Source organism: Kitasatospora setae KM-6054 (genome assembly GCF_000269985.1).
Classification (GTDB): domain Bacteria; phylum Actinomycetota; class Actinomycetes; order Streptomycetales; family Streptomycetaceae; genus Kitasatospora; species Kitasatospora setae.
The window spans coordinates 1,978,037-2,002,980 of sequence record NC_016109.1 but is presented as its reverse complement, the minus strand read 5'-3'; the positions used below and the strand labels follow the sequence as shown (position 1 = coordinate 2,002,980).

The 24,944-nt window shown below is 74.3% G+C and carries 20 protein-coding genes; 16 read left to right on the top strand and 4 right to left on the bottom strand.

Going from position 1 to position 24,944, the window contains the following annotated elements; translation table 11 throughout:
- Positions 1 to 214 precede the first annotated feature (214 nt).
- On the top strand, positions 215 to 2,293 hold the full coding sequence (locus KSE_RS08825) for a PIG-L family deacetylase (RefSeq protein ID WP_014134939.1): 2,079 nt from the start codon (positions 215 to 217) through the stop codon (positions 2,291 to 2,293).
- 155 nt (positions 2,294 to 2,448) lie between these two features.
- Here the strand turns inward: KSE_RS08825 and hemC are convergent, their stop codons facing one another.
- Together hemC and KSE_RS08815 are read right to left on the bottom strand one after the other, a co-directional pair.
- Positions 2,449 to 3,363: a hydroxymethylbilane synthase gene (hemC, locus tag KSE_RS08820; RefSeq protein WP_014134938.1), complete on the bottom strand. Its 915-nt coding sequence runs from the start codon at positions 3,361 to 3,363 to the stop codon at positions 2,449 to 2,451.
- 38 nt (positions 3,364 to 3,401) lie between these two features.
- The gene (locus KSE_RS08815) at positions 3,402 to 4,706 is read right to left on the bottom strand and encodes an MFS transporter (RefSeq protein WP_014134937.1); all 1,305 of its coding nucleotides are present in this window, start codon (positions 4,704 to 4,706) and stop codon (positions 3,402 to 3,404) included.
- A gap of 85 nt (positions 4,707 to 4,791) precedes the next feature.
- On the opposite strand from KSE_RS08815, the gene KSE_RS08810 reads away from it, so the two are divergent.
- Positions 4,792 to 5,763, top strand: coding sequence for an ArsR/SmtB family transcription factor (locus tag KSE_RS08810; RefSeq protein ID WP_014134936.1), 972 nt, complete (start codon positions 4,792 to 4,794; stop codon positions 5,761 to 5,763).
- Between the two features lie 20 nt (positions 5,764 to 5,783).
- Here the strand turns inward: KSE_RS08810 and KSE_RS08805 are convergent, their stop codons facing one another.
- Both KSE_RS08805 and KSE_RS08800 read right to left on the bottom strand, forming a co-directional pair.
- Positions 5,784 to 7,352, bottom strand: a complete 1,569-nt coding sequence (locus KSE_RS08805; RefSeq protein ID WP_014134935.1) for an alpha-amylase family glycosyl hydrolase — start codon at positions 7,350 to 7,352, stop codon at positions 5,784 to 5,786.
- A 260-nt stretch (positions 7,353 to 7,612) separates the two neighbouring features.
- Positions 7,613 to 7,969, bottom strand: a complete 357-nt coding sequence (locus tag KSE_RS08800; protein ID WP_014134934.1) for a hypothetical protein — start codon at positions 7,967 to 7,969, stop codon at positions 7,613 to 7,615.
- 422 nt (positions 7,970 to 8,391) lie between these two features.
- Between KSE_RS08800 and KSE_RS08795 the strand changes: the two genes are divergently transcribed.
- From KSE_RS08795 to KSE_RS08730, 14 genes are all read left to right on the top strand, one after another.
- On the top strand, positions 8,392 to 9,801 hold the full coding sequence (locus KSE_RS08795; protein ID WP_014134933.1) for a hypothetical protein: 1,410 nt from the start codon (positions 8,392 to 8,394) through the stop codon (positions 9,799 to 9,801).
- 212 nt (positions 9,802 to 10,013) lie between these two features.
- Positions 10,014 to 11,294, top strand: a complete 1,281-nt coding sequence (locus KSE_RS08790) for a lysine N(6)-hydroxylase/L-ornithine N(5)-oxygenase family protein (RefSeq protein ID WP_033258005.1) — start codon at positions 10,014 to 10,016, stop codon at positions 11,292 to 11,294.
- Positions 11,294 to 12,841 (top strand): class I tRNA ligase family protein, encoded by a 1,548-nt coding sequence (locus tag KSE_RS08785; RefSeq protein ID WP_014134931.1) that lies wholly within the window; start codon positions 11,294 to 11,296, stop codon positions 12,839 to 12,841. The genes KSE_RS08790 and KSE_RS08785 overlap by 1 nt, the downstream gene beginning before the upstream one ends.
- Complete coding sequence (locus KSE_RS08780; protein WP_014134930.1) at positions 12,838 to 13,905, top strand: NAD(P)/FAD-dependent oxidoreductase; 1,068 nt, start codon at positions 12,838 to 12,840, stop codon at positions 13,903 to 13,905. Before KSE_RS08785 ends, KSE_RS08780 begins: the two co-directional genes overlap by 4 nt.
- Entirely contained in the window at positions 13,902 to 15,176 is a 1,275-nt protein-coding gene (locus tag KSE_RS08775; RefSeq protein ID WP_014134929.1) for an MFS transporter, read from the top strand. The genes KSE_RS08780 and KSE_RS08775 overlap by 4 nt, the downstream gene beginning before the upstream one ends.
- On the top strand, positions 15,173 to 16,441 hold the full coding sequence (locus tag KSE_RS08770; protein ID WP_014134928.1) for an ATP-grasp domain-containing protein: 1,269 nt from the start codon (positions 15,173 to 15,175) through the stop codon (positions 16,439 to 16,441). The genes KSE_RS08775 and KSE_RS08770 overlap by 4 nt, the downstream gene beginning before the upstream one ends.
- Complete coding sequence (locus KSE_RS45720) at positions 16,438 to 17,754, top strand: ATP-grasp domain-containing protein (RefSeq protein WP_014134927.1); 1,317 nt, start codon at positions 16,438 to 16,440, stop codon at positions 17,752 to 17,754. The genes KSE_RS08770 and KSE_RS45720 overlap by 4 nt, the downstream gene beginning before the upstream one ends.
- Positions 17,751 to 18,953: an acyl-CoA dehydrogenase family protein gene (locus KSE_RS08760; RefSeq protein WP_014134926.1), complete on the top strand. Its 1,203-nt coding sequence runs from the start codon at positions 17,751 to 17,753 to the stop codon at positions 18,951 to 18,953. Before KSE_RS45720 ends, KSE_RS08760 begins: the two co-directional genes overlap by 4 nt.
- A gap of 74 nt (positions 18,954 to 19,027) precedes the next feature.
- Complete coding sequence (locus KSE_RS08755; protein ID WP_033258004.1) at positions 19,028 to 20,197, top strand: acyl-CoA dehydrogenase family protein; 1,170 nt, start codon at positions 19,028 to 19,030, stop codon at positions 20,195 to 20,197.
- 36 nt (positions 20,198 to 20,233) lie between these two features.
- The gene (gene tsrT, locus KSE_RS08750; protein WP_014134924.1) at positions 20,234 to 21,961 is read left to right on the top strand and encodes a tryptophan 2-C-methyltransferase; all 1,728 of its coding nucleotides are present in this window, start codon (positions 20,234 to 20,236) and stop codon (positions 21,959 to 21,961) included.
- Between the two features lie 132 nt (positions 21,962 to 22,093).
- Positions 22,094 to 22,768 (top strand): response regulator, encoded by a 675-nt coding sequence (locus KSE_RS08745; RefSeq protein WP_014134923.1) that lies wholly within the window; start codon positions 22,094 to 22,096, stop codon positions 22,766 to 22,768.
- A 49-nt stretch (positions 22,769 to 22,817) separates the two neighbouring features.
- Positions 22,818 to 23,207: a cupin domain-containing protein gene (locus KSE_RS08740; protein WP_014134922.1), complete on the top strand. Its 390-nt coding sequence runs from the start codon at positions 22,818 to 22,820 to the stop codon at positions 23,205 to 23,207.
- Positions 23,204 to 23,551 carry a hypothetical protein gene (locus tag KSE_RS08735; RefSeq protein ID WP_014134921.1) on the top strand — a complete coding sequence of 116 codons (348 nt, stop codon included), beginning with the start codon at positions 23,204 to 23,206 and terminating at the stop codon, positions 23,549 to 23,551. Before KSE_RS08740 ends, KSE_RS08735 begins: the two co-directional genes overlap by 4 nt.
- Positions 23,548 to 24,900: an FAD-binding oxidoreductase gene (locus tag KSE_RS08730; RefSeq protein ID WP_014134920.1), complete on the top strand. Its 1,353-nt coding sequence runs from the start codon at positions 23,548 to 23,550 to the stop codon at positions 24,898 to 24,900. Before KSE_RS08735 ends, KSE_RS08730 begins: the two co-directional genes overlap by 4 nt.
- The last annotated feature ends 44 nt before the right edge of the window (positions 24,901 to 24,944 follow it).

The window sequence follows — 24,944 nt, the reverse complement described above, 5'->3', positions numbered from 1 at the left end:
GGCGGGCTGTGGGGGTGGGGGTGAGGGTTCGGGCCCCACCGGGGCGGAGGGTCGCTAGGATCACCGTTCGGTCAGAGAGCATCGGCGCACAGCGCCGGTGTCCGCGGCCGGGCGGGGGGACGCGGGGGAGCCGCGACCATCCGGCCGTCGTCCGCCCGAACGCCCCTGACGGGTCGTCGGGCAGGGTGATCGAACATCGACAGGGGGAAGCCGGATGAAACGGCGGAGAGCCGCGGTCGCACTGCTGACCGCACTGATCACCACGGTCTCGGGCTGGTCGGCCCAGACCGCGCGGGCGGGCCAGAACGACGCCGCCAGCATCGTGCAGATCGTCGCCCACGAGGACGACGACCTGCTGTTCATGAACCCGGACGTCCGCAACAGCATCGCCACCGGCACCGCGCCGGTGTCGACGATCTACCTGACGGCCGGCGAGGCGAACGAGAGCGACCCGGTCGCGTACGCGGGGGAACGGCAGCTGGGCATCAGGCTCGCCTACGCGCAGATGGCCCAGGTGCCGTGCGGGGCCGACGGCGACTGCTGGGGCGCGGAGGAGCTCGCGATCAGCGGGCACGTGGTGGAGCACTTCTGGCTGCAGGGCTCCAGCGCCCCCGTCCACCTGTTCTTCCTCGACCTCCCCGACGGCGGCGACAACACGCCCCCCGTCCGGGCGCAGACGCTGCGTTCGCTCTGGAACGACCCGAACCTGGTCGCCGACACGCTGGACCTGGTGGGATCCGCCTCCTGGCCGCAGCGCTACGACAAGGGCGACGTGCAGGCGGTGCTGGGGGGCCTGCTGGCCGCCGTGGAGGCCACCCTCGTCCGGGTGCAGGACCCGGCGCCGGACCAGCGACTGCTGTCCGGCTACACGGGTGACATGCCGGAGCACGACAGTCCGGACCACATCACCGCCGCCTGGTTCGCGGACGCCGCGGTCGCGCAGTACGCCGCCTCCACCAGTCGGCGGGTCGTGCTGGAGCACTACCGCGACTACAACATCTCCGAGTCCCCGGCGAACCTGAGCTCCGCCGAGACCGCCGAGAAGACCGGGATCTTCGACACCTACAAGGCGCACGACGTATCCGTGCAGGGGGAATGGGCGCAGAGCCCGACCTGCAAGATCTCCGGACCCGCCATCTACCGCTGCTACCCCTCCCGGCAGTGGCTCCGCACCCCCCGCACCACGCAGTCCGTGATCGCTGACGGCACGGGGGCGCTGCACGCCTTCGTGGTGGAGAGCGGCAAGCTCTTCGAGTGGGCCGAGAACGGGAGCAAGGTCTGGCAGGGCCCGTACGCGCACGGGAACCCGGGCGGTCCGCTGGCGGCGGGAATCGCGGTCGGGCGCGACCAGGACGGCCGGATCGAGGTCTTCGGGCAGCGCGCCGACACCGGCGAGATCGTCTCCAGGTACCAGAGCGGTGGCGGCTGGAACTGGATCTCGCTCGGCAGCCCGTACCCGATCACCCCCAACACCAGCCCGCCGCAGAACAGTTCGCTGCAGCTCAGCGCCCCGGCGGTGGCGCCCAACGGGGACGGCCGGCTCCAGATCTTCGTCCGCAACGGCGGCGGCGGCATCAGCACCAAGTGGCAGGCCGCCCCGAACGGCGGCTGGAGCGGCTGGGCCGACATGGGCGGCAGCAACATCCAGGGCACGCCGGCGGCGATGACCAACCGCGACGGGCGGATCGAGCTCTTCGCCTGGTCCGCGTGGAACACCAGCGGTTCCGAGTGGAGCGCGGCCAACGGCCACAGCACCGTCCTGCACTGGTTCCAGACCGCGCCCAACCAGCCGTTCACGTCCAACCCGTACTTCCCGCAGGTCACGCCGAACAGCGACCTCGCCGTCGGCATGGACCTCGACGGCAGGCTTGAACTGCTCTACCGCCAGCTGGACAGCTGGGACCCGGCCGCGTCGACCGCGAAGTCGTACACGATGTCGCTCAACCAGACCTCCTCGAACGGCGTCTGGTCCGCGACCTCGGGCGCCCTGGGCGGCGGCCCGGACCAGGGCGGGACGGGCACGCCCGCGGTGGTCACCACCGGGGACGGGCGGATCCTCGCCGCGGTCCGCAACCGGGGCGGCGGAGTGAGCGTCAGCCGCCAGGGCGCGGCCAACAGCCCGTTCGGCGGCTGGACGGACCTCGGCGGGACGATCGTCGGCGTGCCCGCCGGCGGCGTCGACCGGGACGGACGTGCCGACCTGGTGGTGATCGGCACCAACGGCCGGCTGTACGACAACCGGCAGCGTGCGGACGGGTCGTTCGGCGGGTGGACGCCGATGGGCTCCTCCTGATCCCGACCCTGACCCGGGTCCGATTCCGACCCCGACCCTGGCCCTGGCCCTGACCCCGGCCCTGACCCGGGCCCACCCGGCGGCCCCGCCCTCCCGAGGGAGGTGCGGGGCCGCCGGGCCGTCGGGGGCGGTGGCCCGGCGGTGTTCCGGGCCGGTCAGTGTGCCTGGCCGCGCAGCAGGCACTCGGCGTCCTGGTCGAGGAGGAGTCCGGCGACGGCGCGGCCGAGCTTCTCGGGGGCGGCGGAGGTGCCGGAGAGGCGGGCCTCGATCTGCCGGGTGCCGCGCGGGGTGGTGACCTGGCCGTGCAGGGTGAGGATGCCGTCGGCGGTGGTGGCGTGGGCGCCGACCGGGACCGAGCAGCCGCCGTGCAGTTCGGCGAGCATCGCGCGTTCGGCGCGCACCTCGGCGTCGGTGACCGGGTCGCCGGTGCCGGCCAGCAGTTCGCGGGCCATGGCGTCGTCGGCGCGGACCTGGATGCCGAGCGCGCCCTGGCCGGGGCTGGGCGGGAACTGCGCCAGCGGCAGCAGTTCGGCGATCTCGCCGTCCCGGCCGAGCCGGTGCAGGCCGGCCGCGGCGAGGACCACCGCGTCCAGGGTGCGCAGCCGGGTCAGCCGGGTGGGCACGTTGCCGCGGATCCGCTCGGGGGCCAGGTCGGGCCGGACGTACAGGAGTTGGGCGATCCGGCGGGCGGCCGAGGTGCCGACCCGGGCGCCGGTGGGCAGTCCGGCGAGAGGTGCGCCGCAGAGCGCGTCGCGGACGTCGGCGCGCGGCGGGGAGGGGAGCAGCAGCAGGCCGTCGGGGTCGGCGGTGGGCAGGTCCTTCAGCGAGTGGACGACGACGTCGACCTCGCGGTCGAGCAGCGCGGCGGCCTGCCGCCCGGCGAACGCGGAGCCGCCGCCGCGCTCGGAGACCGCGCGCAGGTCGGACTTCCGGTCGAGGTCGCCGTCCTCCAGGATCACCCGGTGCCGGAAGGCGACCTCCGGGAAGCGGGCGCGCAGCGGGGCCAGGAACTCCTTCACCTGGGCGCGCGCCAGTTGGCTGGCACGCGACCCGACCACCAGTTCGATCACGGTCAACTCCCGTTCGGGCGACTCACTCTGACGGAATGTTAGCGCCGTGCGAGCGGGCCGGTTTCCGACGGAATGTCGGGAACGGCCGCGGACGGGCGTTCGAGCCGGAGCAGCCCGGGGACGGCGGCCAGCGAGGTGGTGAGCAGGAGCAGCCAGGGCCAGGCCGGGCCGTGCGCGAACAGCAGGGTGAGCAGGCCGGGGGCGAACGCCTGGCCGAGGTTCCAGGAGAGCTGGTTGACCGCCAGGTACCGGCCGCGCCGGGCCGGATGGGCCAGCGCCACGCTCAACTCCTCGCGGCCGGGCGTCGCGACGGTCTCCGCCAGGTTGTACACCAGCATCGCGACGACCAGCCCGGGCAGCAGCAGCCAGTCCGGACCGCCGGCCGGCAGCACCGCGAACAGCCCGAACGCCAGCGCGTTCAGCCCGGCCCCGGCCGCCGCCGTCCGGGTCGGACGGCGGCCCTCCAGCAGTCGGGAGACCGGGCCCTGGGTCAGCACCACCTGCACGCCGTTCAGCACCAGCAGCGCGCCGGCCAGCGCGGCGTCCAGGTGCAGCGCGGCCGTCACGTGCACGGCCAGCAGCACGCTCAGCACCATCGATGCCAGCACGAAGGACAGGTTCACCAGCACCATCAGCAGGTAGCGCCGGTCCGCCAGCACCGCCCGGTAGCCGTCGGCCGCGCCCGCCTCCCGCGCGGCGGGCGGCTCGGCCGCCGCCGCTGCCGCCGCTGCCGCCGCCGGGACGGGCCGCCAGCGGGCCAGCAGCACCGCCGCCGCCAGGTACGACGCCGCGTTCAGCGCCACCAGCACCCGCAGCCCGCCCGTCCCGCCGTCGCCGACCAGCAGCGCGCCGGCCGCGCCGCCCAGGCCGAGCCCGGCGTTGCGCAGGGTCTGCACCAGCGCGAACCAGCGGGTCCGCTCGCCGGGCGGGGAGGCCAGCACCACCAGCCCGGTGCTGGCGGTCCAGTACGCGGCCTGGCCGGCCTGGGCGAGCAGGCAGACCAGCACGACCGACCAGGCGCGGCCGGCGAACAGGAAACCCGCGTACGCCAGCGCCGAGAGCGCGTTGGCCCAGCCGGCGACCGCCCGGGCGCCGTACCGGTCGATCAGCGGGCCGACGGCGGGCGCGACCGGCAGCGCCAGCAGCCGGGCGGCGGAGACCGCCGCACCGACGGTGGTCAGCGGCAGCGCGGTGCCGCGGGCGAAGAACACCAGGGTGAAGGCGAGCACCAGGCCGGTGCCCAGGCTGTCGATCAGGTGCGCGCCGATCAGCGGGCGGTGGCGGCCGGCGGAGGCGGGCAGTCCGAGGCGGTCCCGGAGCGGGACGGGGGTGGCGGTGGTCATGGCACGAGGCTGCCTGCGATGATCGCCGGTGCCCACGGATTCGACACCGGTCGAATCCTTGCCGCTCCGACCGCCGGGGAGATCCGTGCTGACCTGGGAGTTCTCCGCGCAGGACCTGGCCCGCACCAGGTTCGCCCGCTCGCCGCTGTGCGAACTCACCACCAGCGTCGAGGTGCTGAAGGACCCGGGCCGGAGCGCCGTCCACCTGCCCTGGGCCCGCCGGGCCCGCCGCGAACTCGCGGGCGTGGAATGGCGGTTGCTCTCCCAGCTGGTGCGGCTGCCGACGCTCTACGTGCCGGACTTCCTCACCCCGGTGCCGGCCGTCGGCAGCCCCACCCTGGACGAACAGCTGGCCGAACTGACCGCGCTCGACCCGGCCGCCGTCCGCCGCGACCTGGACCGGATCGGCAGCGGACTCCCGCCGCTGGTCGCCGAGTTGCACGCCGACCCGGCCGCCGGGACGCGGCGGCTGGCGGCCGAGGCGCGGGCCTACTGGCAGGCCGCGATCGCCCCGCACTGGGGGCGGATCGAGCGGCTCGCCGAGGGCGAGATCCTCCGCCGGGCCCGGCAGTCGGCCGCCGACGGGCCGGCCGGACTCTTCACCGACCTGCACCCGTCGGTCGGCTGGGAGCACGACCTGCTGCGGATCGGCCACCGGCACGTCGAGGCGCACCGGCGGCTGGACGGCGCCCGCGGGCTCGTCCTGGTGCCCACCGTGTTCGCCTGGCCCGGCGTGTTCTCCCAGCTCAACCCGCCCTGGCAGCCCGGCCTGGTCTACCCGCCGCGCGGCGTCGCCACCCTCTGGGAGGCCGCCCCGCCCGCCCCCGCCGGCCTGGCCCGGGTGCTCGGCCGGGCCCGCGCCCGGCTGCTCGCCGAACTGGCCGCCCCCGCCACCACCACCGAACTCGCCGCCCGCACCGGCCTGTCCGCGCCCACCGTCTCGCACCACCTCGCCGCCCTGCACGACGCCGGCCTGGCCGCCCGCCACCGCACCGGCCGCAGCGTGCTCTACCTGCGCACGCCCGCCGCCGAACTGCTCTGCGCCGAAGGCGGATGAGCGCTCCTGGAACGAAGGGACTAGCGGACGAACACCGCCGCCGAGAACCCCTCCGCGCGCAGCACCGAGTGCGTCAGCGTCACGCCCCGCCCGTGCAACAGCCGCCCCGGCAGGTCGCGTTCGACCGGCAGCGAGGCGGGGGTGCGCCGCGGGTTGACGACCACCAGGTAGCGCTCGCCCCGCAGGTAGGCCAACGGGTAGCCGGTGTGCAGGAGTTCGACCGGCGCGTGCGGGCCCAGGCCGGGGTGCGCGCGGCGCAGCGCGATCAACTGCCGTACGTGGTGCAGCAGCGAGGACTCGTCGGCGCGCTGCGAGGCGACGTCCGGACGGTCGGGGTCGGGGTCGAGCGGCAGGTAGAAGTCGGCGGCCGGGGCGGTGGAGAAGCCGGCGTCCGCGGTCGCGTCCCACTGCATCGGGGTGCGGGAGCCGGCCCGGTTGTAGTGCGGGCCGAGCACGCTGCCCTCGGTGTCGGGCAGGCCGGGGACGAAGCGCATGCCGATCTCGTCGCCGTAGTAGATCGCCGGGACGGTCGGCCAGGTCAGCTGGAAGGTGAACGCGGCGGCCAGTTGCTCGCGGGTGCGCGGGCCGCAGGCCAGCCGGGAGAAGTCGTGGTTGGTGGTCGGCAGGGCGGCGAAGCCGTGGCCGGCGGCGGCCTTGGCGGTGCGCTCCCACTCGGCGAGGAAGGGCCGCATCGAGCCGCGCCCCTCGGCGTCGAAGTAGCAGGGCTCGGCGGGCCACTCCTCGTGCACGGTGCCCGCGCCGTTGTTCCACAGCGAGCGCAGCGCCGCGCCCTCGGTCGGGCCGCCGAACTGGAGGAAGAAGTCGCCGTGGAAGCCCATCGGCACCGAGCGGGCCGGGTCGCCCCACTCGGCGAGGATCACCCGGTCGGGGTGGTGCGCGTCCAGCCAGGCCCGGGTCTCGCGCCACAGCCGGCCGGTCTCGACGAAGCCGGGGTCGTCCTTGACCAGCGAGGACGCCATGTCGACCCGGAAGCCCGCGACGCCGAGGCCGAACCAGTGCGCCATGATCTCGCGCAGCGCCGCCCGGTTGGCCCGCGGGCCCTCGGCGTCGACCGGCTGCCGCCACGGCTCGGCCGGGTCGGTGCGGGCGTGGCCGAAGTTCAGCGCGGGCTGGAAGTCGAAGAAGTTCGGCTTGTACCAGCCGGGCCGGCTGCCCGGCGAGGCCACGTACCCGGGCGCCGGGCGGTCCGCCCACACGTACCGGTGGTCGTCCGGGTCGGCGGCGGAGCGGACGAACCACGGGTGCCGGTCCGAGGTGTGCCCGGCGACCAGGTCGAGCAGCACCCGGATGCCCTGGCGGCGGGCCGCGTCGGTGAACTTCGCCAGGTCCTCCGGCGTGCCGTAGCGGGGCGCGGTGGTCAGGAAGTCCGCCACGTCGTAGCCCGCGTCGCCGAACGGGGAGGCGAAGCACGGGTTCAGCCACACCGCGTCCACGCCCAGCCAGCGCAGGTACTCCAACCGCTCGGTCAGCCCGGCGAAGTCGCCGATCCCGTCGCCGTTCCCGTCCGCGAAGCTCTGCGGGTAGATCTGGTACAGCACCGCGTCGCTCGCCCACTCCGTACCCACCACGGCCCCTCTCGCCCTGCCCTGCCCGTCCCGCACACCGGTGTCCCCCAAGCCATGCCCCGTCCCGGCCCGGCGGAACCGACCGCCCGGGTGCACGGGGGCGTACGGGGGGTGGCATCATCGCCGGTTCGAGGCGCTTGGCGCGCGGGGAGCCGGCGGCGGTCGAGGGGACGCGGCTGGTGGCCGGGCTGTCCTACCGGCCGCCGGACGACGAACCGGACGCGATGCCGGCCGCCGCCGAGGCCGGGGCCCGGCCGCGGCGCTCAGAGCGACCGGCCGGGCCGCGACTGCTCCGGCCGGAACACGTGGTCCAGCGGGTACGGGCAGGGCCGCACGTCGTCCGTCCAGACGCAGGACACCTCGGTGCCGTCGGCCAGTTCGGCCAGCCGGTCGACCGACTCGACCCGGACCAGCGCGGTCCGGGCGGTGCCGCCCACCCCGTTCGGCTGGACCCGCTCCTCCGCGCGGGCGCGCAGCAGGGCCCGCCGCCAGGCGTCGTCGAAGTCGGCGGCGCGCAGCAGGTAGGTCGAGAGCATGTGCAGCAGCACGCCGTCCCCGCTCGCGTAGCACGCGAACCGGACGCGGCAGCTGAACCAGTCGAGTCGGGTCTCCGCGGTCACCCGCAGCAGGGTAGGGCGGCCCGGCCGGGGCGGCCAGGTTTTTTCGGCGACGGGTGCTTTTCGGCGGTCAGCGGTCCAAAACGTGACGTACCGTCATCGGCCGCCGTCCGAAAGGCGGGCAGGGGGCAGCGCGGGAGCGGCCGGGCCCGCTAGGGTACGTGGCATGACCCTGCTCGTGAGCCGCCGCCATGTCGACCATGGCCGTGCCACGACGACGGGTTGTCGCCGCGTCGGCTGACGCGGCCCCTCGCCCTCCCGTTCTCCCGACGAGGGCCGCTCACCTGCGTCTGTGCCGAGCGGCCCGGTGTCTTTCCCCACTTCTCCGGCTGCCGCTCGGCGTCCCTTCCTTCCGCTCCCGGCGGAAAGGACCCGCCCCGCCGCCGACCGCGGCGGGCCTCCGACTCCCGGAACAGGACCCCGCCTTGCCGCGCACCCGACTGCTCCTGCCCGCCCTCGCGCTGGCCGCCGCGCTCGCCGCCACCGCCTTCGGACCGCTGCCCCCGCAGAACCCGGCGACCGCCCCGAACGGCAACGCCGGCATGCACGGCGACTCCGCCTCCAGCGACACCACCCCGTACGCCGGGCCCGGCACCGGCGCCGTCAACTGGAGCCGCACCGCGCTCGCCTCGGCCTGCCCCACCGTCACCGTCGGCCGGGACGGCTACCCGGTCGCGCTGTGCACCACGATCTTCGGCCAGACCCCGACCGTGCACCTGCTCGACCCCGCCAACGGCAACGACCTGGCCTCGCTGGAGCTCCCCAAGGGCGCCCTGTTCGGCGGCGTCTACGCCTACCTCGACCAGGACGACCGGCTGGTCGGCGTCGACGGCAACGACAACCTGCTGCGGATCGGCCACCACCGCAACAGCGGCGGCTCCTGGCAGTTGACGATCGACCAGAGCACCCCGCTGGCCGCCGCGATACCGTCCGGCGACAACATCGTCGGCCTCAGCCCCGGCTGGGACGGCAAGGTCTGGTTCGCCACCGGCGGCGGCGTGATCGGCACCGCCGACACCGCCACCGGCACCGTCCGCACCCTGGCCACCGGCGAGGGCGTCGCCAACAGCATCTCCACCGTCCCCGGCCACACCGCCGTCGCCACCGACCACGCCCTCTACCTGCTCGGCCAGGCCGCCGACGGCACGCCCACCGTCCAGTGGCGCGCCCCGTACGACCGCGGCCCCGGCCGCAAGCCCGGCCAGCTCAGCTGGGGCACCGGCGCCACCCCCAGCTTCTTCGGCCCCGGCGACGGCACCGAGTACGTCACCATCACCGACAACGCCGCCCCGCACGAGAACCTGCTGGTCTACAAGGTCGACGCCGGGCCGACCCCGGTCTGCGCCACGCCCGTGCTCACCAAGTGGGCCGCCAGCGGCACCGAGGACGCGGTGATCGCCTCCGGCCGCAGCGTCTTCGTCACCAACACCTACGGCTACCCGTACCCGGCGCTGCCCGAGGGCGCGCCCGCCAGCGTCCCGTCCTCGGCGTCCTACCAGGGCGGCCTGGCCCGGATCGACCTGAACGCGACCGGCACCGGCTGCGCCACCGTCTGGGAGAGCGACGTCAAGTCCGCGGCGCTGCCCCGGCTCTCGCTCGGCGACAACCTGATCTACACCGTCACCGTCAGCGGCCCCACCGACTCGGTCGGCGCCCAGACCTTCGCCACCTACTCGCACGCCGTGATCGACCCGAACACCGGCGCCAAGGTCGGCGGCACCGCCTTCGGCATCGGGCTGCTCTACAACCCGCTGCAGATGACCGGCACCACCGCGCCCAACGGCACCCTCTACCAGGGCACCGAGACCGGCGTGCTGCGGATCACGAAGAAGTAGTACCGACCGGACCGGCCGCCCGCAGGGAGCGGGCCGGAACGGGCGGACGGCGGGAAGGGCCCCGGGGCGGAATCCCCGGGGCCCTTCGCGTTCCCGTCCGGAATTTCCCCCGCCACCGGGAAGGACGCCCTACCCGCCGGGAAACCCGGCTTCCTAGATTCCTCGTCGCGACAACCGGCCCTGGACGAAACCGAGTTCACGAGGGGGAAAGTGTGGCTGACCTAGAGGTGGGCGTACTGGCGATCGGCGCCGGCCCGGCGAACCTGGCCCTGGCCGCCGCGATCGAGGAGAGCGGCTCCGCCGAACTGGCGGACAGCACCCTGCTGTTGGAGCAGGCACCGGACATCAAGTGGCAGCGCGACCTGCTGATGCCCTGGGCCCGCAGCCAGGTGTCCTTCCTGAAGGACCTGGTGACGCTGCGCGACCCGCGCAGCCGCTTCTCGTTCCTCAACTTCCTGCACCAGCACGACCGGCTGGACCAGTTCATCAACCTGGGAACCTTCCACCCGCACCGCTGGGAGTTCTCCGACTACCTCCAGTGGGTCGCCCACTCGCTGGAGAAGGTGCGGATCCGCTACGACGCCAAGGTCGTCGCCACCGAGCCCCGGCACGACGCCGACGGCCGGCTGACCGGCTGGCAGGTCACCCTCGCCGACGGCGACACCATCCGCTGCCGCGACCTGGTGGTCGGCGCCGGCCGCGACATGCACATCCCGGCGGTCTTCGCCGACCTGCCCGCCGAGAAGGTGATCCACAGCGCCCGCTTCCGCGGCCGGATCAACGCCGTCGACAAGGACGCCCCGCTGCGCACCGTGGTGATCGGCGGCGCGCAGAGCGCCGCCGAGATGTTCATGGCGCTGTACGAGAACCTGCCGAACTCCACCGTCACCATGCTGGTCCGCTCGATCGGCCTGCAGAACTACCAGACCAGCAAGTTCGTCAACGAGCTGTTCTACCCGTCCTTCGTCGACGAGTTCTTCGACGCCCCCGCCGAGACCCGCGCCCAGCTCCTCGACGAGATGCGGTTCACCAACTACGCCGCGCTCGCCCCGCCGTTCCTCGACGAGCTGTACATGGTGCTCTACCGGGAGAAGATGATCGGCACCGGCCGGGCCGAGGTCCGCCCGATGACCGAGGTCGTCGCCGCCCGCGAGGAGGACGGCGAGGTCGTCCTCGACCTGCGCGACCGGCGCACCGGCAAGGTCACCGAGCACCGCTGCGACCTGGTCCTGCTCGGCACCGGCTACGACAGCCGGATGCCGTCGCTGGTCCGCGACCTGACCGGCAAGACCGGCCTGGACGAGGTCACCGTCAGCCGCGACTACCGGGTCGACCTCGGCGCCGGCACCGAGGCCGCGCTCTACCTCCAGGGCGTCAACGAGGCCACCCACGGCATCGCCGACTCGCTGATCAGCGTGCTCGCCCACCGCGCCCGCGACATCACCGGCGACCTGCTCGCCCGGCGCGGCCTCGCCCCGGCCGGTGCCCGCTGATGGGCGCGCTGCTGGTCGTCGCCCCCGGCCCCACCGCCAACGGTGACCTGCACCTGGGCCACCTGGCCGGCCCGTTCCTGTCCGCCGACGTGTGCGCCCGCTACGCCCGGGCCACCGGCCGCGACACCCTGTTCGGCACCGGCGTGCACTTCACCCAGAACTACATCGTCACCACCGCCCGCCGGCTCGGCGAACGCCCCGAGGAGCTGCGGCTGCGCGCCGCCGAACAGGTCGAGGCGACCCTCGCCGCGGCCGGCATCGTCCCCGACGGCTTCGTCCGGTTCGACGAGCGCTACCTCAAGACCGTCCGCACCTTCTTCGAACGGCTGCACGGCGAAGGGCACCTGAGGCTGCGCGAGGTCAGGTTCCCGTACCTGCCGGACACCGGCGAGTACCTCACCGACGCGTACGTCCGGGGCGGCTGCCCGGTCTGCCTGGCCGAGGGCTGCGCCGGGCTGTGCGAGAACTGCGGCCACTGGATCGCCTCCGGCGAGCTGCTCGACCCGCGCTCCACCCGGCACCCCGAACTCGCCGTCGAACTGCGCGAGAAGGAGGTCCTGGTCCTCCCGCTGGAGGAGCACCGGGCCGCGCTGGCCAGCTACTTCGCCCGGCTCGCCCCCACCATGCGGCCCCGGCTCGCCCAGCTCGTCGAGGAGCTGATGGCCCGCCGGCTGCCCGACTACCCGATCACGCTGCCGATCGACTGGGGCATCCCCGCCCCGTTCGCCGAGACCCCCGGCCAGGTCCTCTACTCCGACACCGAGACCGTCGCCTGGAGCCTGCACACCATCGCGCTGGCCGCCGAGTCCCGCGGCGAGGTCCCCGGCGACGAGGAACGGCACTGGGCGCTGGAGGCCGGACCGGAGATCGCCTACTTCTTCGGCTCCGACGCCAGCTTCGCCTTCGCGCTGGCCGGCACCGCCATGCTGCTCGCCCTCGGCGGACTCGCGCTGCCCGCGCACTTCGTCACCAACGAGTTCTACGAACTCGACAGCGACAAGTTCTCCACCAGCCGCGGCCACGTCGTCACCGGACGCCAGCTCACCGCCGAGGTCCCGCGCGACCTGGCCCGCTACTACCTGGCCGCCACCGGACCGGACTTCCAGCGCACCAACTTCACCCGCGCCGCCATGGACCGGGTCTGCGGACAGCGCCTGGTCGAACCCTGGAACCGGGTCGCCGCCAAGGCCGAGGCCCACCTCGACCGCGGCCCGCTCCCGGTCAGCGCCCGCTCCCGGCACGCCGCCGCCCTGCTCGCCGAACGCTTCGCGGCCGCCCTGAACCCGCGCCGCTTCAGCCTCAGCGCCGCCGCCTTCACCCTCACCGAACAGCTCGGCCGGCTCGACCGCTGGGAGGTCACCGACGCCGACGCCGGCGACTTCTGGCACGAACTCGACCTGTTCCTGCGCTGCGCCGCCCCGCTGCTCGTCGACCTCGCCGCCGAGGGCCTGCCCGACGCCGCGATCCCCGCCGAGCACACCGCCACCACCGTCCAGCCCCGCCCGCTGCCCAGGCTGGCCACCCGGGTCCGCGGCGGCGGGCGGTGAGCCGGAGCCCCACGGACAGCGCCGCCGCGCACGTGGTGGTGGTCGGCGCGGGCATCACCGGCCTGCTCACCGCCATCGCGTGCGCCCGGGCCGGCCACCGGGTCACCGTCCTCGAACGCGGCCCGCTGCCCAACCCCGACGCCACCTCGCACGACCAGCACCGCGCGATCCGCACCCTGCTGCCCGGCGACCCCGACGGCACCGCCCGCCGGATCGCCGCGCACCGGCACTGGGAAGAGCTGGAGACCCTGCTCGGCACCCCGCTCTACCGCCGGGTCGGCGTCCTCACCGCCCACCCCGCCGACCGCCTCGACGACCTGCTCGCCGAGGCCGACCAGGCCGGCGTCCCGGTCGACCTGCCGGACGGCCGCGACCTCCCGCCGCTGGGCCTGCCGCCCGGCACCGTCGGGGTCCGCGAACGCACCGGCGGCGTCCTGCTCGCCGACCGGGTGCTGCGCGCCGCCGTCCGCTGGCTCACCGCCCGGCCCGGCGTCGCGCTGCGCCCGCACAGCACCGTCCGCTCGGTGTTCACCGGCTCCGGCCGGATCGTGCTGGACGGCGGCGAGGTGCTCCGCGGCGACCTCGCGCTGCTGGCCGGCGGCCCCTGGACGCGGCGGCTCGCCGCCGCCCCCGTCACGCTGTACCGGCAGACCATGCTCTACCTCGGCCGCCCGCCCGGCGGCGACCGCTGGGACGGCGCGCCCACCGCGGGCGGCCTCGGCCGGGAGGGCCGCGGCTGGGTGCTGCCGCCCGGCGCCGGCACCCTGCTCAAACTCAGCTCCGACACGGTCTGCCGCCCCGTCGCGGACACCGACAGCACCGGCGAGGACCAGCGGCCCCACCTGGAGCGGCTGGCCGCCGAGGGCGTCCTGCCCGACCTGGAGCGCTACCCCGTGGCGGGCGTCCGGGTCTGCCACTACACCGCGGACGCCGCCACCGGCGGCCCGCTGCTCGCCCCGGTCACCCCGGGCCTGTGGACCCGCGCCGCCTGCGGCGGCAGCGGGTTCTCCACCGCTCCGCTGGTCGCGGAACGCATCACCGAAGCTGTGAAGGAGGCGGCATGACCGACGACGACGGACCCCCGATCGGCGTCCTCGACACGCTCAGGGCCACCCCGGCCACCGTCCGGTACCTGCTCGGCGGCGTACTGGTCAACCAGCTGGGCGCGTTCGTCCAGACCTTCCTGGTGCTCTACCTGACGCACCAGAACATGTCGGACGGCACCGCCGGCCTGGCGCTCGGCGCGTACAGCCTGGGCACCGCCGTCGGCACCGTGCTCGGCGGCGAGGCCACCCACCGGCTCGGCGCCCGCACCACCATCGTGGTCGCGATGGCCGGCTCCGCGCCGCTGGTCGCCATCCTGCCGCTGCTGGCCAGGCCCGGGCTGCTGGTGCCGCTGCTGCTCGCGGTGGCCGGCGCCGGGCTGTTCGCCCAGTCCTACCGGCCCGCCGCGTCGGTGCTGCTCAGCGACCTGATGCCGGACCGCCACCACGTGATGGCGTTCTCGATGATGCGGATCGCCCTCAACGTCGGCGCCGCGCTCGCCCCGCTGATCGCCGCCGCGGTCATCCTGCTCGACTGGGACCTGCTGTTCTGGATCGACGGCGCCACCACGCTGGTCTACGCCGCCCTCGCCTACCGGCTGCTGCCCCGGCACGCGGTGCCCGAACCGGCCGCCGTCACCACCACCGAGCGCCGGGCCACCGGCCGGGCCGTGTACGCGGCGATGCTGCGCGACCGGGCCTACCTGGCCTACCTGGTGGCGATCACCCTCGGCACCGTCACCTACGTGCAGTCCTCGGTGTCGCTGCCGCTGGAGATCGTCCACGACGGCTACCCGACCTGGCTGTACAGCGCGGTGCTGGCCACCTCCTCGGTCGTCCTGATCACCTGCGAACTGAAGATCACCTCGTACATCACCCGGATCCCCACCTACCTGGCGGTCGGCGTCGGCCACGGGCTGAACGCGCTCGGCCTGGCGCTGTACGGGCTGGCCGCGCACGCCGGGGTGTTCGTGATCCTCGGCATGCTGGTCTACGTCTCCGGGCTGATGACCGCCGCGCCCAGCATGTTCGCCCACCCGGCGACCTTCCCGGCCGCGCTGAAGGCCCGCTACCTGGCCGCCATGCACGCCGTCACCGGCCTGGCCGGGGCGGTCGCCCCGCTGTTCGGCGTCTACCTGTGGCAGCGCTTCGGCCAGGGCTTCTGGGCGCTGGCCGGGCTGACCGCCGCGCTGGCCGGCGCGTTCGCGGTGTACGGCATCAAGCGGGACGCCGACCGGCGGGCCGCCGAGGCCGCCACCGAGCTCGCCGAACCGGTCGGGGGTGCGGCATGAGCACCCGTCCCGTCCTGGTGGTCGGCTACGTCGCCTTCGCGGTGGCCGCGCTGGCCGCCTTCCAGGGCACCGACTCGGTGGTCTACGTCGAGGAGCCGGACGTCGCCCGCAAGCGGCACCTCGCCGAGGCGGTCGAACGGATCGACTACGCCCGCGAGTTGATCGAGTGGGAGTACCACCTGCCGGGCCGGGCGGACGCCTTCTTCGCCGCCCACCCCGGGCTCGACCCGGTCGCCGTGATCCCCGCCGTCGAGTACGCGGTGCCGTTCGCGGCCCGGCTCGCCGAGCGCTACGGACTGCCGGGCGCGAGCCTGGGCGCGGCCCAACTGCTGCGCGACAAGCACCAGTTGCGGGTGGTCGCGGCCGCCGCCGGAATCGCCAACCCGGCCTCCGAGCCGGTCGCGAACGCCGCCGAACTGGCCGGCTTCCTGGCCCGGCACCCCGGCCCGGCGGTGCTCAAGCCCGCCAACCGGCAGGCCTCGGTCGGCACCCTGGTGGTCCGCGACGCCGCCGAGGCCGAGGCCGCCTGGGCGTTCGGACAGGCCCAGGACGAGGGCGTGTTCGTCCCCGACCGGCCGATCACGCCCGTCATGCTGGCCGAACAGTACGTCGCCGGGCCGGAGTTCAGTGTCGAGATGCTGGTCGCCGACGGCCGCCCGGTGTTCGCCAACACCACCGGCAAACTGCTCTACCCCGGGCCGTACCCGATCGAGTCCGGGCACACCGTCCCGGCCGAACTCCCGGTCGAGACGCAGGAGTCGCTGGCCGCCGAGACCGAACGGCTGGCCGCCGCGGTCGGCTTCGGCACCGGCGTGCTGCACTGCGAGTGGATCCTCGCCGACGGCGTCCCGGTGCTGGTCGAGTGCGCCGGACGGCTGCCCGGCGACTCCATCACCGACCTGATCGAGGCCGCCTACCCGGTCGACCTCACCCGCGCCTACTACGCCCTGATGCGCGGCGAGGACCCGGGCCCGCTGCCCGTCAAGGCCGAACGCGCCACCGCCGCCGCCTTCCTGGCCCCCGACCGGCCCGGCACCGTCACCGCCGTGCACGGCCTGGAGGCCGCCGGCGCCGCCGAGGGCGTGCGGCTCGCCGTCGTCGGCATCGTCCCCGGCCACCGCGCCGCCGGACTGCGCAGCTCCTGGGACCGGGTCGGCATCGTCACCACCCTCGCCGACACCCCGGCCGAGGCCCGCCGGCTCGCCGACGCCGCCGCCGCGCTGGTCCGGTTCGACATCGACGCCCACGCAGAGGAGGAATCATGACCGAACAGCGGGAAGCAGCCCCGGGCACGCTGCTGGTGATCGGCAGCGGACTCAAGGAGTACCGCGAGTACCTGGTCGGCCCGATGAGCCGCCGGGCCCGCGCCGCCGGGCTGGAACTGCTGCTGGTCAACAACCTGCGGCCGACCTGGCAGCGCGAGTACTTCGACGAGATCGTGGTCGCCGACGTCTTCGACACCGCCACCATGAACGCCACCGTCCGGGAGATCGCCGCCCGCCGCAACGTCGTCGGCCTGCTCTGCTGGGACGAACCGCTGGTGCTCGACGCCGGCCTGCTGGCCGCCGAACTCGGCGTCCCCGGCCTGTCCGAGCGCGGCGTGCGCGGCGTCCGCGACAAGGAGCGCACCCGCACCGTGCTGACCGCCGCCGGCCTGCGCCAGCCCGGCTTCGCGCTCACCACCGACCTGGACGAGGCCCGCGCGGCCGCCGCCCGGATCGGCTACCCCGTGGTGCTCAAGCCGCGCGCCATGGGCGCCAGCATCGGCGTGGTCTTCGCCGCCGACGAGCACCAGCTCGACGCTGCCTTCGAGACCGCGCTGTCCGCCAGCCGGGTCGACCCCGGCCCCTACCGGGCCAGCGTGATCGTCGAGGAGTACGCCGGCGGCCCCGAGATCAGCGTCGACGGCGCCGTCCACAAGGGCGAGTACCTGCCGCTGTTCCTGGCCCGCAAGTACAGCAGCGACGAACCGTACTTCGAGGAGGTCGGCCACATCGTCGACGCCGCCGACCCGCTGCTCGCCGACCCCGCCCTGCTCGCCCACCTCGCCGACGCGCACCGGGCGCTCGGCGTCGAGGACGGCATCACCCACACCGAGCTGCGGCTCACCCCGCGCGGCCCGCTGATCGTCGAGGTCAACGGCCGGCTCGGCGGCGACCTGATCCCGCTGCTCGGCCGGATCGCCACCGGCATCGAGCCCGGCGAGGTGCTGTTCGACGTCGCCACCGGCCGCCGCCCGGAGATCGCCCCGACCCGCACCGCGGTGGCCGGGATCAGCTTCGGCTGCCCCGAACGGGACTGCCGGCTCGACGGGCTGACCCTCCCCGAGCCCGGCGACGCGCCCGGCCTGCTGCACGCCGCCCCGATGGCCCCGATCGGCACCGTGCTGCGGCTGCCGCCCGGCGGCTACCTGGCCCGGCACTCCTTCGTGGTCTGCGAGGCCGACACCGTCACCGCCTGCGAACAGCGCCTGGCCGCCGCCGCCGCGCTGGTCCGCACCACCACCTCCGAGGTCGGCCCCGCCGACCCGGACGCCCCCTTCGCCATGCCCGCCGGACTCCTGGATGTGGACCGATGAACACTGACACCCAGCACGACGCCCCGCTCGACGGCGCCGAGATCCTGCGCCGCGCCCGCGCGCTGGCGCCCGTCCTGCGCGAGCGGGGCGCCGAGATCGAGGCCAACCGCACGCTGCCCGCCGACGTCGTCGAGCTGCTGCGCGCCACCGGCGTGTTCCGGATCGGCCACGGCCCCGCGACCGGCGGCCCGGGCCTGACCTCGCCGGAGCAGCTGGAGGTGATCGAGGCCATCTCCTACGGCGACTCCTCGGCCGGCTGGTGCGCCGGGATCGGTGCGATGGGCGGCGCGATCACCAACTTCCTCACCCCGGAGGCGACCCGGGCGCTGTACACCGGCCCCGACCTGATCACCGCGGGCTCGCTGGTGCCGGCCGGCCGGGCCGAGCGCGTCCCCGGCGGCTACCTGCTCAGCGGGCACTGGCCGTTCGGCTCCGGCGTCCGGCACGCCGACCTGCTGACCTCCGGCGCGTTCGTCTACCAGGACGGCGAGCCCTGGGCCGCCCCCGACAGCCCGCACGACCACGACTCGATGCAGTTCGTGGTCCGGGGCTCCGCCGCCGAGCCGGTCGACAACTGGGACACCACCGGCCTGTGCGGCACCGGCAGCAGCGACTACGTCCTGAACGACGTGTTCGTCCCGGAGGGCCACACCTTCTCCTTCTTCGAACCGCGGGTCGCGCCCAACCCGATGGCCTGGTCCGACTCCTTCATGCGCGCCCTGCCCGGCGTCCCGCTCGGCATCACCCGGGCCGCGCTCGACCACGCCCGCGAGGTGGCGAGCACCCGCTACGACGGGATGGCCGGCCGCAGTTGGGCCGACAGCTGGCGGGTGCAGACCGAACTCGCGCGCTGCGAGGCCGAGTTCAACGCCGCCCGGAAGGGCGTGTACGCCGCGACCCGCCGCCAGTGGGAGGTGCTGTCGGCCGGCGGCGTGCTGGACGACCTCAGCCTGACCGAGCGCGGCGCCGTCCCGCTGTCCGGCCTGCACGCCGTGCACGTGGCCCGCTCGGTGGTGAACCGGCTCTACGACCTGCTGCAGACCTGGTCGATCAACCACGACTCCCCGATGGACCGCTGGCTGCGCGACACCGCCGTGCTGAGCCAGGGCCAGATCGGCCACGACGTCGTCCTGGAGTCGGTCGGCGCGTACCTGCTCGGCCAGCCGCCGAAGGTCCGGATCGGCCTCGGCATCCACTGAGCGCCGCCGACGCGCCGCCGACACGCCGCCGACCACCCGCCCAACCATCCGACGCAGAAGGAGAAGTGACCAGCATGACCACCGAGATCCTGCGCCGCGCCCGCGAGTTGGCGCCGGTGCTGCGGGAGAAGGCCGCCGAGATCGAGGCCAACCGCACCCTGCCCGCCGACGTCCTCGAACTGCTGCGCGCCACCGGCGTGTTCGGCATGTGCTACGGCCCCGAGTGGGGCGGGCCCGGCCTGACCTCGATGGAGCAGACCGAGGTGGTCGAGGCCCTCGCGTACGGCGACGCCTCGGCCGCCTGGTGCGCCGTGATCGGCGCCAACACCGGCATCTACGCCCAGTTCCTGGACCAGACCGTGGCCAAGGAGGTCTTCCCGCGCCTCGACCTGGTGGTGGCCGGCCTGCTCCAGCCCTCCGGCCGGGCCGAGAAGGTCCCCGGCGGCTTCCGGCTGAGCGGCCGCTGGGCGTTCGGCTCCGGGATCAAGCACGCCGACTGGGTGACCTCCGGCGCGTTCATCTACCAGGACGGCGAGCCCTGGGCCGCGCCCGGCAGCAAGCACCGGCACGACTCCCGGCAGTTCCTGGTGCGCCGCGAGCAGGTCGAGGTGATCGACGACTGGAACACCACCGGCCTGCGCGGCAGCGGCAGTTGCGACTACACGATGGACGGGGTGTTCGTCCCCGAGGAGCACACCTACACCTTCGCCACCCCGCAGGGCCGCCCCGGCCCGCTCACCCAGCCGGACTCCTTCACCCGGGCGATGTGCGGCGTCCCGCTCGGCGTGGCCCGGGCCGCGCTCGACCACGTCCGCGAGGTGGCGAGCACCCGCTACGACCGGATGGCCGGCCGGGGCTGGTCCGAGAGCTGGCGGGTGCAGACCGAGATCTCCCGGCTGGAGGGCCTGTTCAACGCCACCCGGGAGGGCGTCTACGGCGCGATGCGCCGCCAGTGGGAGGTGCTCGCGGCCGGCGGCACCCTGGACGACCTCGCCCCGGTCGAGCGCGCCGCCTCCCCGCTGTCCTGGCTGTACGCCTTCCGCAGCGCCCGGGAGATCGTCTCCCGCTGCTACGACCTGCTGCAGACCTGGTCGATCTACCGCAGCTCGCCGATGGACCGCTGGCTGCGCGACACCGCCGTGCTCGCCCAGCACCTGGTCGCCCAGGACCGCATCCTGCAGTCCGCCGGCGCCTACCTGCTGGGCTCCGAGCCCGAGTTCGGCATCAGCCTCGGCCTGGTCTGACCCGAGAAACCCGAAACCCCAAGGGAGGCAACCCCGATGAGCAGACTCGTCCTGCTGGTCAACCCGAACAAGGTGCATCCGCCGATCGCGCCGTACGCCCTCGACGTGCTCACCACCGCGCTGGAGGACGAGGGCTTCGAGGTGGAGGTGCTCGACCTGACCTTCCGCCGCGACGACTGGAAGACCTGCCTGCACGAGTACTTCGCCGAGCGCTCCCCGATGCTGGTCGGGGTGACCGTCCGCAACACCGACACCGTGTACGCCTTCGAGCAGCGCCCGTTCGTCGGCGAGCACCGGGAGATCATCACCGAGATCCGCCGGCTCACCGACGCGCCGGTGGTCGGCGGCGGGATCGGCTTCTCCACCATGCCGTTCGCGCTGGTCGAGTACTTCGGCATCGAGTACGGCGTGAAGGGCCCCGGCGAGAAGATCCTCTGCGAGCTGGCCACCGCGATCTCCGAGGGCCGCGACACCGCGGGCATCCCCGGGCTGATCCGCAACACCGAGCGCGGCGCCGTCCGGGTCCCGCCCGCGGTGCTGACCGTCCGCCACGGAAAGACCCAACCCGCCGAGCCCACCGGCCAGTTCGAGCCCCGGGTGTGGCAGGTCGACCAGCTCTCGGTGTACCGGCGGCGCTCCGGCGTGCCGCGCAAGGTGGACAACCTGGAGTACTACCGGCGCGGCGGCCTCGGCTCCATCCTGACCAAGAACGGCTGCGCCTACCGCTGCTCGCACTGCGTCGAGCCGGACGCCAAGGGCACCCGCTACGGCCAGCGCGAACTCGCCTCCGTGGTCGACGAGATGGAGTCGCTGGCGGCCCAGGGCATCCTGGACCAGCACACCACCGACAGCGAGTTCAACCTCTCCATCGCGCACGCCAAGAACCTGCTGCGCGAGATCGTCCGCCGCCGGCACGCCGACCCGGACAACCCGCTGAACCGACTGCGGCTCTGGGTCTACTGCCAACCCAGCCCGTTCGACGAGGAGTTCGCCGACCTGCTGGCCGCGGCCGGCTGCCGCGGCGTCAACGTCGGCAGCGACCACATCCGCCCGGAGCTGCTCAGCGGCTGGAAGGTCACCGAGAAGGGCGGCACCTACTACACCTTCGAGGACACCGAGCGGCTGGTCCGGCTCTGCCGCGAACGAGGCATCCTCACCATGGTCGAGGCGCTGTTCGGCATGCCGGGGGAGACCCCCGAGACGGTCCGCGCCTGCGTGGACGCCTTCATGGCGCTGGACGCCACCGTCACCGGCTTCTCGCTCGGCCTGCGGCTGTTCCCGTACACCCCGATGGGCATCGAGATCGCCGAGCAGTGCGCGGGCGTGCGCACCGCCCCCGGCCTGCAGTCCAACACCGCCGACGGCCCGATCGTCCTCAAGCCGCTGCGGATGTGCGCCTCGCCGGCCGAGTACGAGCGGCAGTTCATGTTCGACGAGCACGGCAACTTCCGGCTGGTCTGCTACTTCTCGCCCGGCCTGCTGCCCGACCCGGCCCGGGCCGCCGACCCCGAGGAGCGCTGGCACGGCGCGGTCGCCGACCTGTGGGCGCTGATCGACCCGGCCGACCACCACCGGGTGATGCTGCCGACCGTCGAGGGCATGAGCGAGCACGACAACAACTACGCCGACAACCCGTTCCTGACCAGCCTCGGCGGCCTCGGCTACACCGGCGCGTTCTGGTCGCACTGGCGCGGCCGCGAGGAGATCATGCGCAAGGCCCGGGAGGCGGCCGCCCAATCCTCACATCTGCCAACTCCTGTATGACATTCCGCACTTGAGGTGGACATTTGATCAGATCATCATAAGGTCACGGAACAGTCACTACCGATGATCACTCCGTAGCCGCACCGCACACCGCGTACCAACCGCCGCACCACCAGACGCCGCGAGGGGACGATGAACCAGCACGCGACCCACACGCCGCTGACCGTGCTGCTCGCCGACGTCCAGCCCGCCATCCGGCAGGGCGTCCGCTCCATGGTGGAGGACGCCGGCGGCGCGGTCGTGGTCGGCGAGGCCGGCACCAGCGGCGAAGCGCTCGCCGCCGCCTCCCGGCACCGGCCCGACGTGCTGGTCCTCGACCCGCAGATGGACGACGGCACCGGCCTGCGGACGATCAGCCAGGTCCTGCGCCTCACGCCCGAGACCGGCGTCCTGGTGTTCAGCACCCTCGACGACGACAAGGCCGTCGCCGCCGCCTTCCGCGCCGGAGCCCGCGGCTACCTGGTCAAACGCGCCACCGCCGACCAGATCGTCCGCGGCATCCACGCCGTCGGCGCCGGCGAGGCCATCCTCGACCGCACCATCGCCGCCCGCCTCGGCACCCTGATGGGCACCGGCAGCCGCCCGCGCAGCTACCCGTTCCCGCAGCTCAGCGACCGCGAACGGGAAGTCCTCGAACACCTCGCCGCCGGCCGCTCCAACACCGTCATCGCCCGGGAACTCGCCCTCGCCTCCAAGACCGTCAGCAACCGGGTCTCCGGCATCCTCGGCAAACTCGGCGTCGCCGACCGCGCCCAGGCCCTGGTCCTCGCCCGCGACGCCGGCCTCGGCCACGTCGCCGCCCGCTGACCCCGCCCCTCCTCTTCCTCCCCGTCCGTCCCACGAACGGAGCCCCGCCATGCCCGGAACCGACCTGCCGCCCGGCCTGCCGCCAGAGCCGTCGCCCGGCCCACCGCCCGGCCTGGTCATCCGCCGCCAGGAACCCGACCACCTCGAACGCGCCCACGGCCTCGACCTCCGCCTGCTGCACCCCTGGGGCGACCTCACCACCCCCTTCCACGGCGCCTGGTGCGTCCTGCGCCCCGGCGACCTCACCGACACCCACCAGCACACCGAACGCGAACTCTTCATCTGCCTCAGCGGCCGCGGCGAGGTCCGCACCCCCGACGGCCACCGCCACCCGATCGCCGCCGGCGACCTCGTGCTGCTTCCCGCCGACACCGACCACGCCGTCGCCAACCCGCACGACACCGACTTCGCCTACTACGCCATCTGGTGGCAGGCATGACCCCGCCGAACCTGCGCCGGCTCGACTACGAGGGCCGCCGCTTCCACGCCCCCGACGGCGACCACCGCACCGTCGCCGTCTACCACCAGCAGGGCGACCTCGTCTGGGGCGAGGTCGCCGGCGGCACCATCCAGCGCGGCTGGACCGCCGGCACCCGCCAGCCCGACGGCACCCTCGCCATGGGCTACACCTTCGTCCTCACCGACGGCCAGGTCGTCTGCGGCCGCACCCACAACACCCCCACCCTCACCCCCGACGGCCGCATCCGCCTCCACGAGACCTGGGAACGCTACGGCCCCCACCCCACCACCGGCACCTCCACCATCGAAGAGGTCACCCCGTGACCCCCGACTGGGCGCTGCTCGACAAGCACACCGCCGGCCCGCTGCTGCGCCCCGGCGACGGCGCGTTCCACGAGTCCTCCGCCGCGTTCAACGAGCGCTGGGCCGACCGCGCCCCCGCCGCCGTGCTGCGGGCGGCCGGCCCGGACGACGTGCTGCGGGCGATCGACTGGGCCCGCGAGCAGGCGGTGCCGATCGTCCCGCGCGGCGGCGGCCACTCGTACGCCGGGCACTCGGTCAACTCCGGCCTGGTGGTGGACCTCCGGTCCCTGGACGCGATCGACGTCGACCCCGGGACGGGCCGGGTGACGGTCGGCGGCGGGGTGCTCTCCGGCGCGCTGTACGCCGCGCTGCGCCCGCACGGCCTCGCGCTGCCGCTCGGCAACGGCGCGGGCGTCGGCATCGCCGGCCTGGCGCTCGGCGGCGGCTCCGCCGCGACCTCGCGGCGCTTCGGGCTGACCGCCGACACGCTGCGCGCCACCACGCTGGCCACCGCCGCCGGCACCGTGCTGAGCTGCGACGCCGAGCGGAACGCAGACCTGTACTGGGCCTGCCGGGGCGGCGGCGGCGGCAACTTCGGCATCAACCTCGACCTGACCTTCCAGGCCGTCGAGGCCCCCGCCGCGGCCACCTGCCTGCTGCTCTGGGAGGCCGCCCACGCCCCCGAAGTCCTGTTCGCCGTCCAGGAGTTGATGCGCACCGCGCCCGAGGAGACCTCGCTGCGGCTGGGCGTCGCGACCTCCGGCGGCCGCACCCTGGTCTCCACCGTCGGCCTGCACCTGGGCAGCGCCGCCGAGCTGCGCGAGCTGCTCGCGCCCGCGTTCGCCGCCGCCCCGCCGCTGCGCGCCGAACTCGCCGACCGGGACTTCTGGGACGCGATGGACTACCTGCAGCACGAGACCAGCGGCGGCGCGTTCGCCGTCCGCACCCACTTCGCCAGCCGCCCGCTGCCGCCCGAGGCGCTCGCCGCCGCGCTGGCGCAGCTGGCCGCCGCGCCGCCCAGCGGCAACAGCGACGGCTGCGGCCTGGCCCTGTTCGGCTGGGGCGGCGCGATCAACCGGGTCGACCCGGCGGCCACCGCCTTCGTCCACCGGGACGCCCAGTACCTGGTCAGCCTGGACACCTCCTGGCTGCCCGGCGAGGACCCGGCGCCGCAACTCGACTGGCTGGCCGGACTCGATCACCTGATCGCCCCGCACGCGACCGGTGGCGCCTACCTGAACTTCACCGACCCGGACCTGCGGGAATGGCGCACGGCCTACTACGGTGCCAACTACCCGAGGCTGGTCGCCACCAAGCGCCGGCACGACCCGGACGGACTGTTCGCCTTCCCCCAGTCCATCGGCAGCTGAACACCCCACGCACCCGCGCGCGGAACGGAACTGACCGACCGTCA

Excerpts from the sequence above, each read along its gene's own strand:
- KSE_RS08825 (WP_014134939.1), top strand. The coding sequence starts at position 215 with ATGAAACGGCGGAGAGCCGCGGTCGCACTGCTGACCGCACTGATCACC.
- KSE_RS08815 (WP_014134937.1), bottom strand. The coding sequence starts at position 4,706 with ATGACCACCGCCACCCCCGTCCCGCTCCGGGACCGCCTCGGACTGCCC.
- KSE_RS08785 (WP_014134931.1), top strand. The coding sequence starts at position 11,294 with ATGGGCGCGCTGCTGGTCGTCGCCCCCGGCCCCACCGCCAACGGTGAC.
- KSE_RS08775 (WP_014134929.1), top strand. The coding sequence starts at position 13,902 with ATGACCGACGACGACGGACCCCCGATCGGCGTCCTCGACACGCTCAGG.
- KSE_RS08770 (WP_014134928.1), top strand. The coding sequence starts at position 15,173 with ATGAGCACCCGTCCCGTCCTGGTGGTCGGCTACGTCGCCTTCGCGGTG.
- KSE_RS45720 (WP_014134927.1), top strand. The coding sequence starts at position 16,438 with ATGACCGAACAGCGGGAAGCAGCCCCGGGCACGCTGCTGGTGATCGGC.
- KSE_RS08760 (WP_014134926.1), top strand. The coding sequence starts at position 17,751 with ATGAACACTGACACCCAGCACGACGCCCCGCTCGACGGCGCCGAGATC.
- KSE_RS08755 (WP_033258004.1), top strand. The coding sequence starts at position 19,028 with ATGACCACCGAGATCCTGCGCCGCGCCCGCGAGTTGGCGCCGGTGCTG.
- tsrT (WP_014134924.1), top strand. The coding sequence starts at position 20,234 with ATGAGCAGACTCGTCCTGCTGGTCAACCCGAACAAGGTGCATCCGCCG.
- KSE_RS08745 (WP_014134923.1), top strand. The coding sequence starts at position 22,094 with ATGAACCAGCACGCGACCCACACGCCGCTGACCGTGCTGCTCGCCGAC.
- KSE_RS08740 (WP_014134922.1), top strand. The coding sequence starts at position 22,818 with ATGCCCGGAACCGACCTGCCGCCCGGCCTGCCGCCAGAGCCGTCGCCC.
- KSE_RS08735 (WP_014134921.1), top strand. The coding sequence starts at position 23,204 with ATGACCCCGCCGAACCTGCGCCGGCTCGACTACGAGGGCCGCCGCTTC.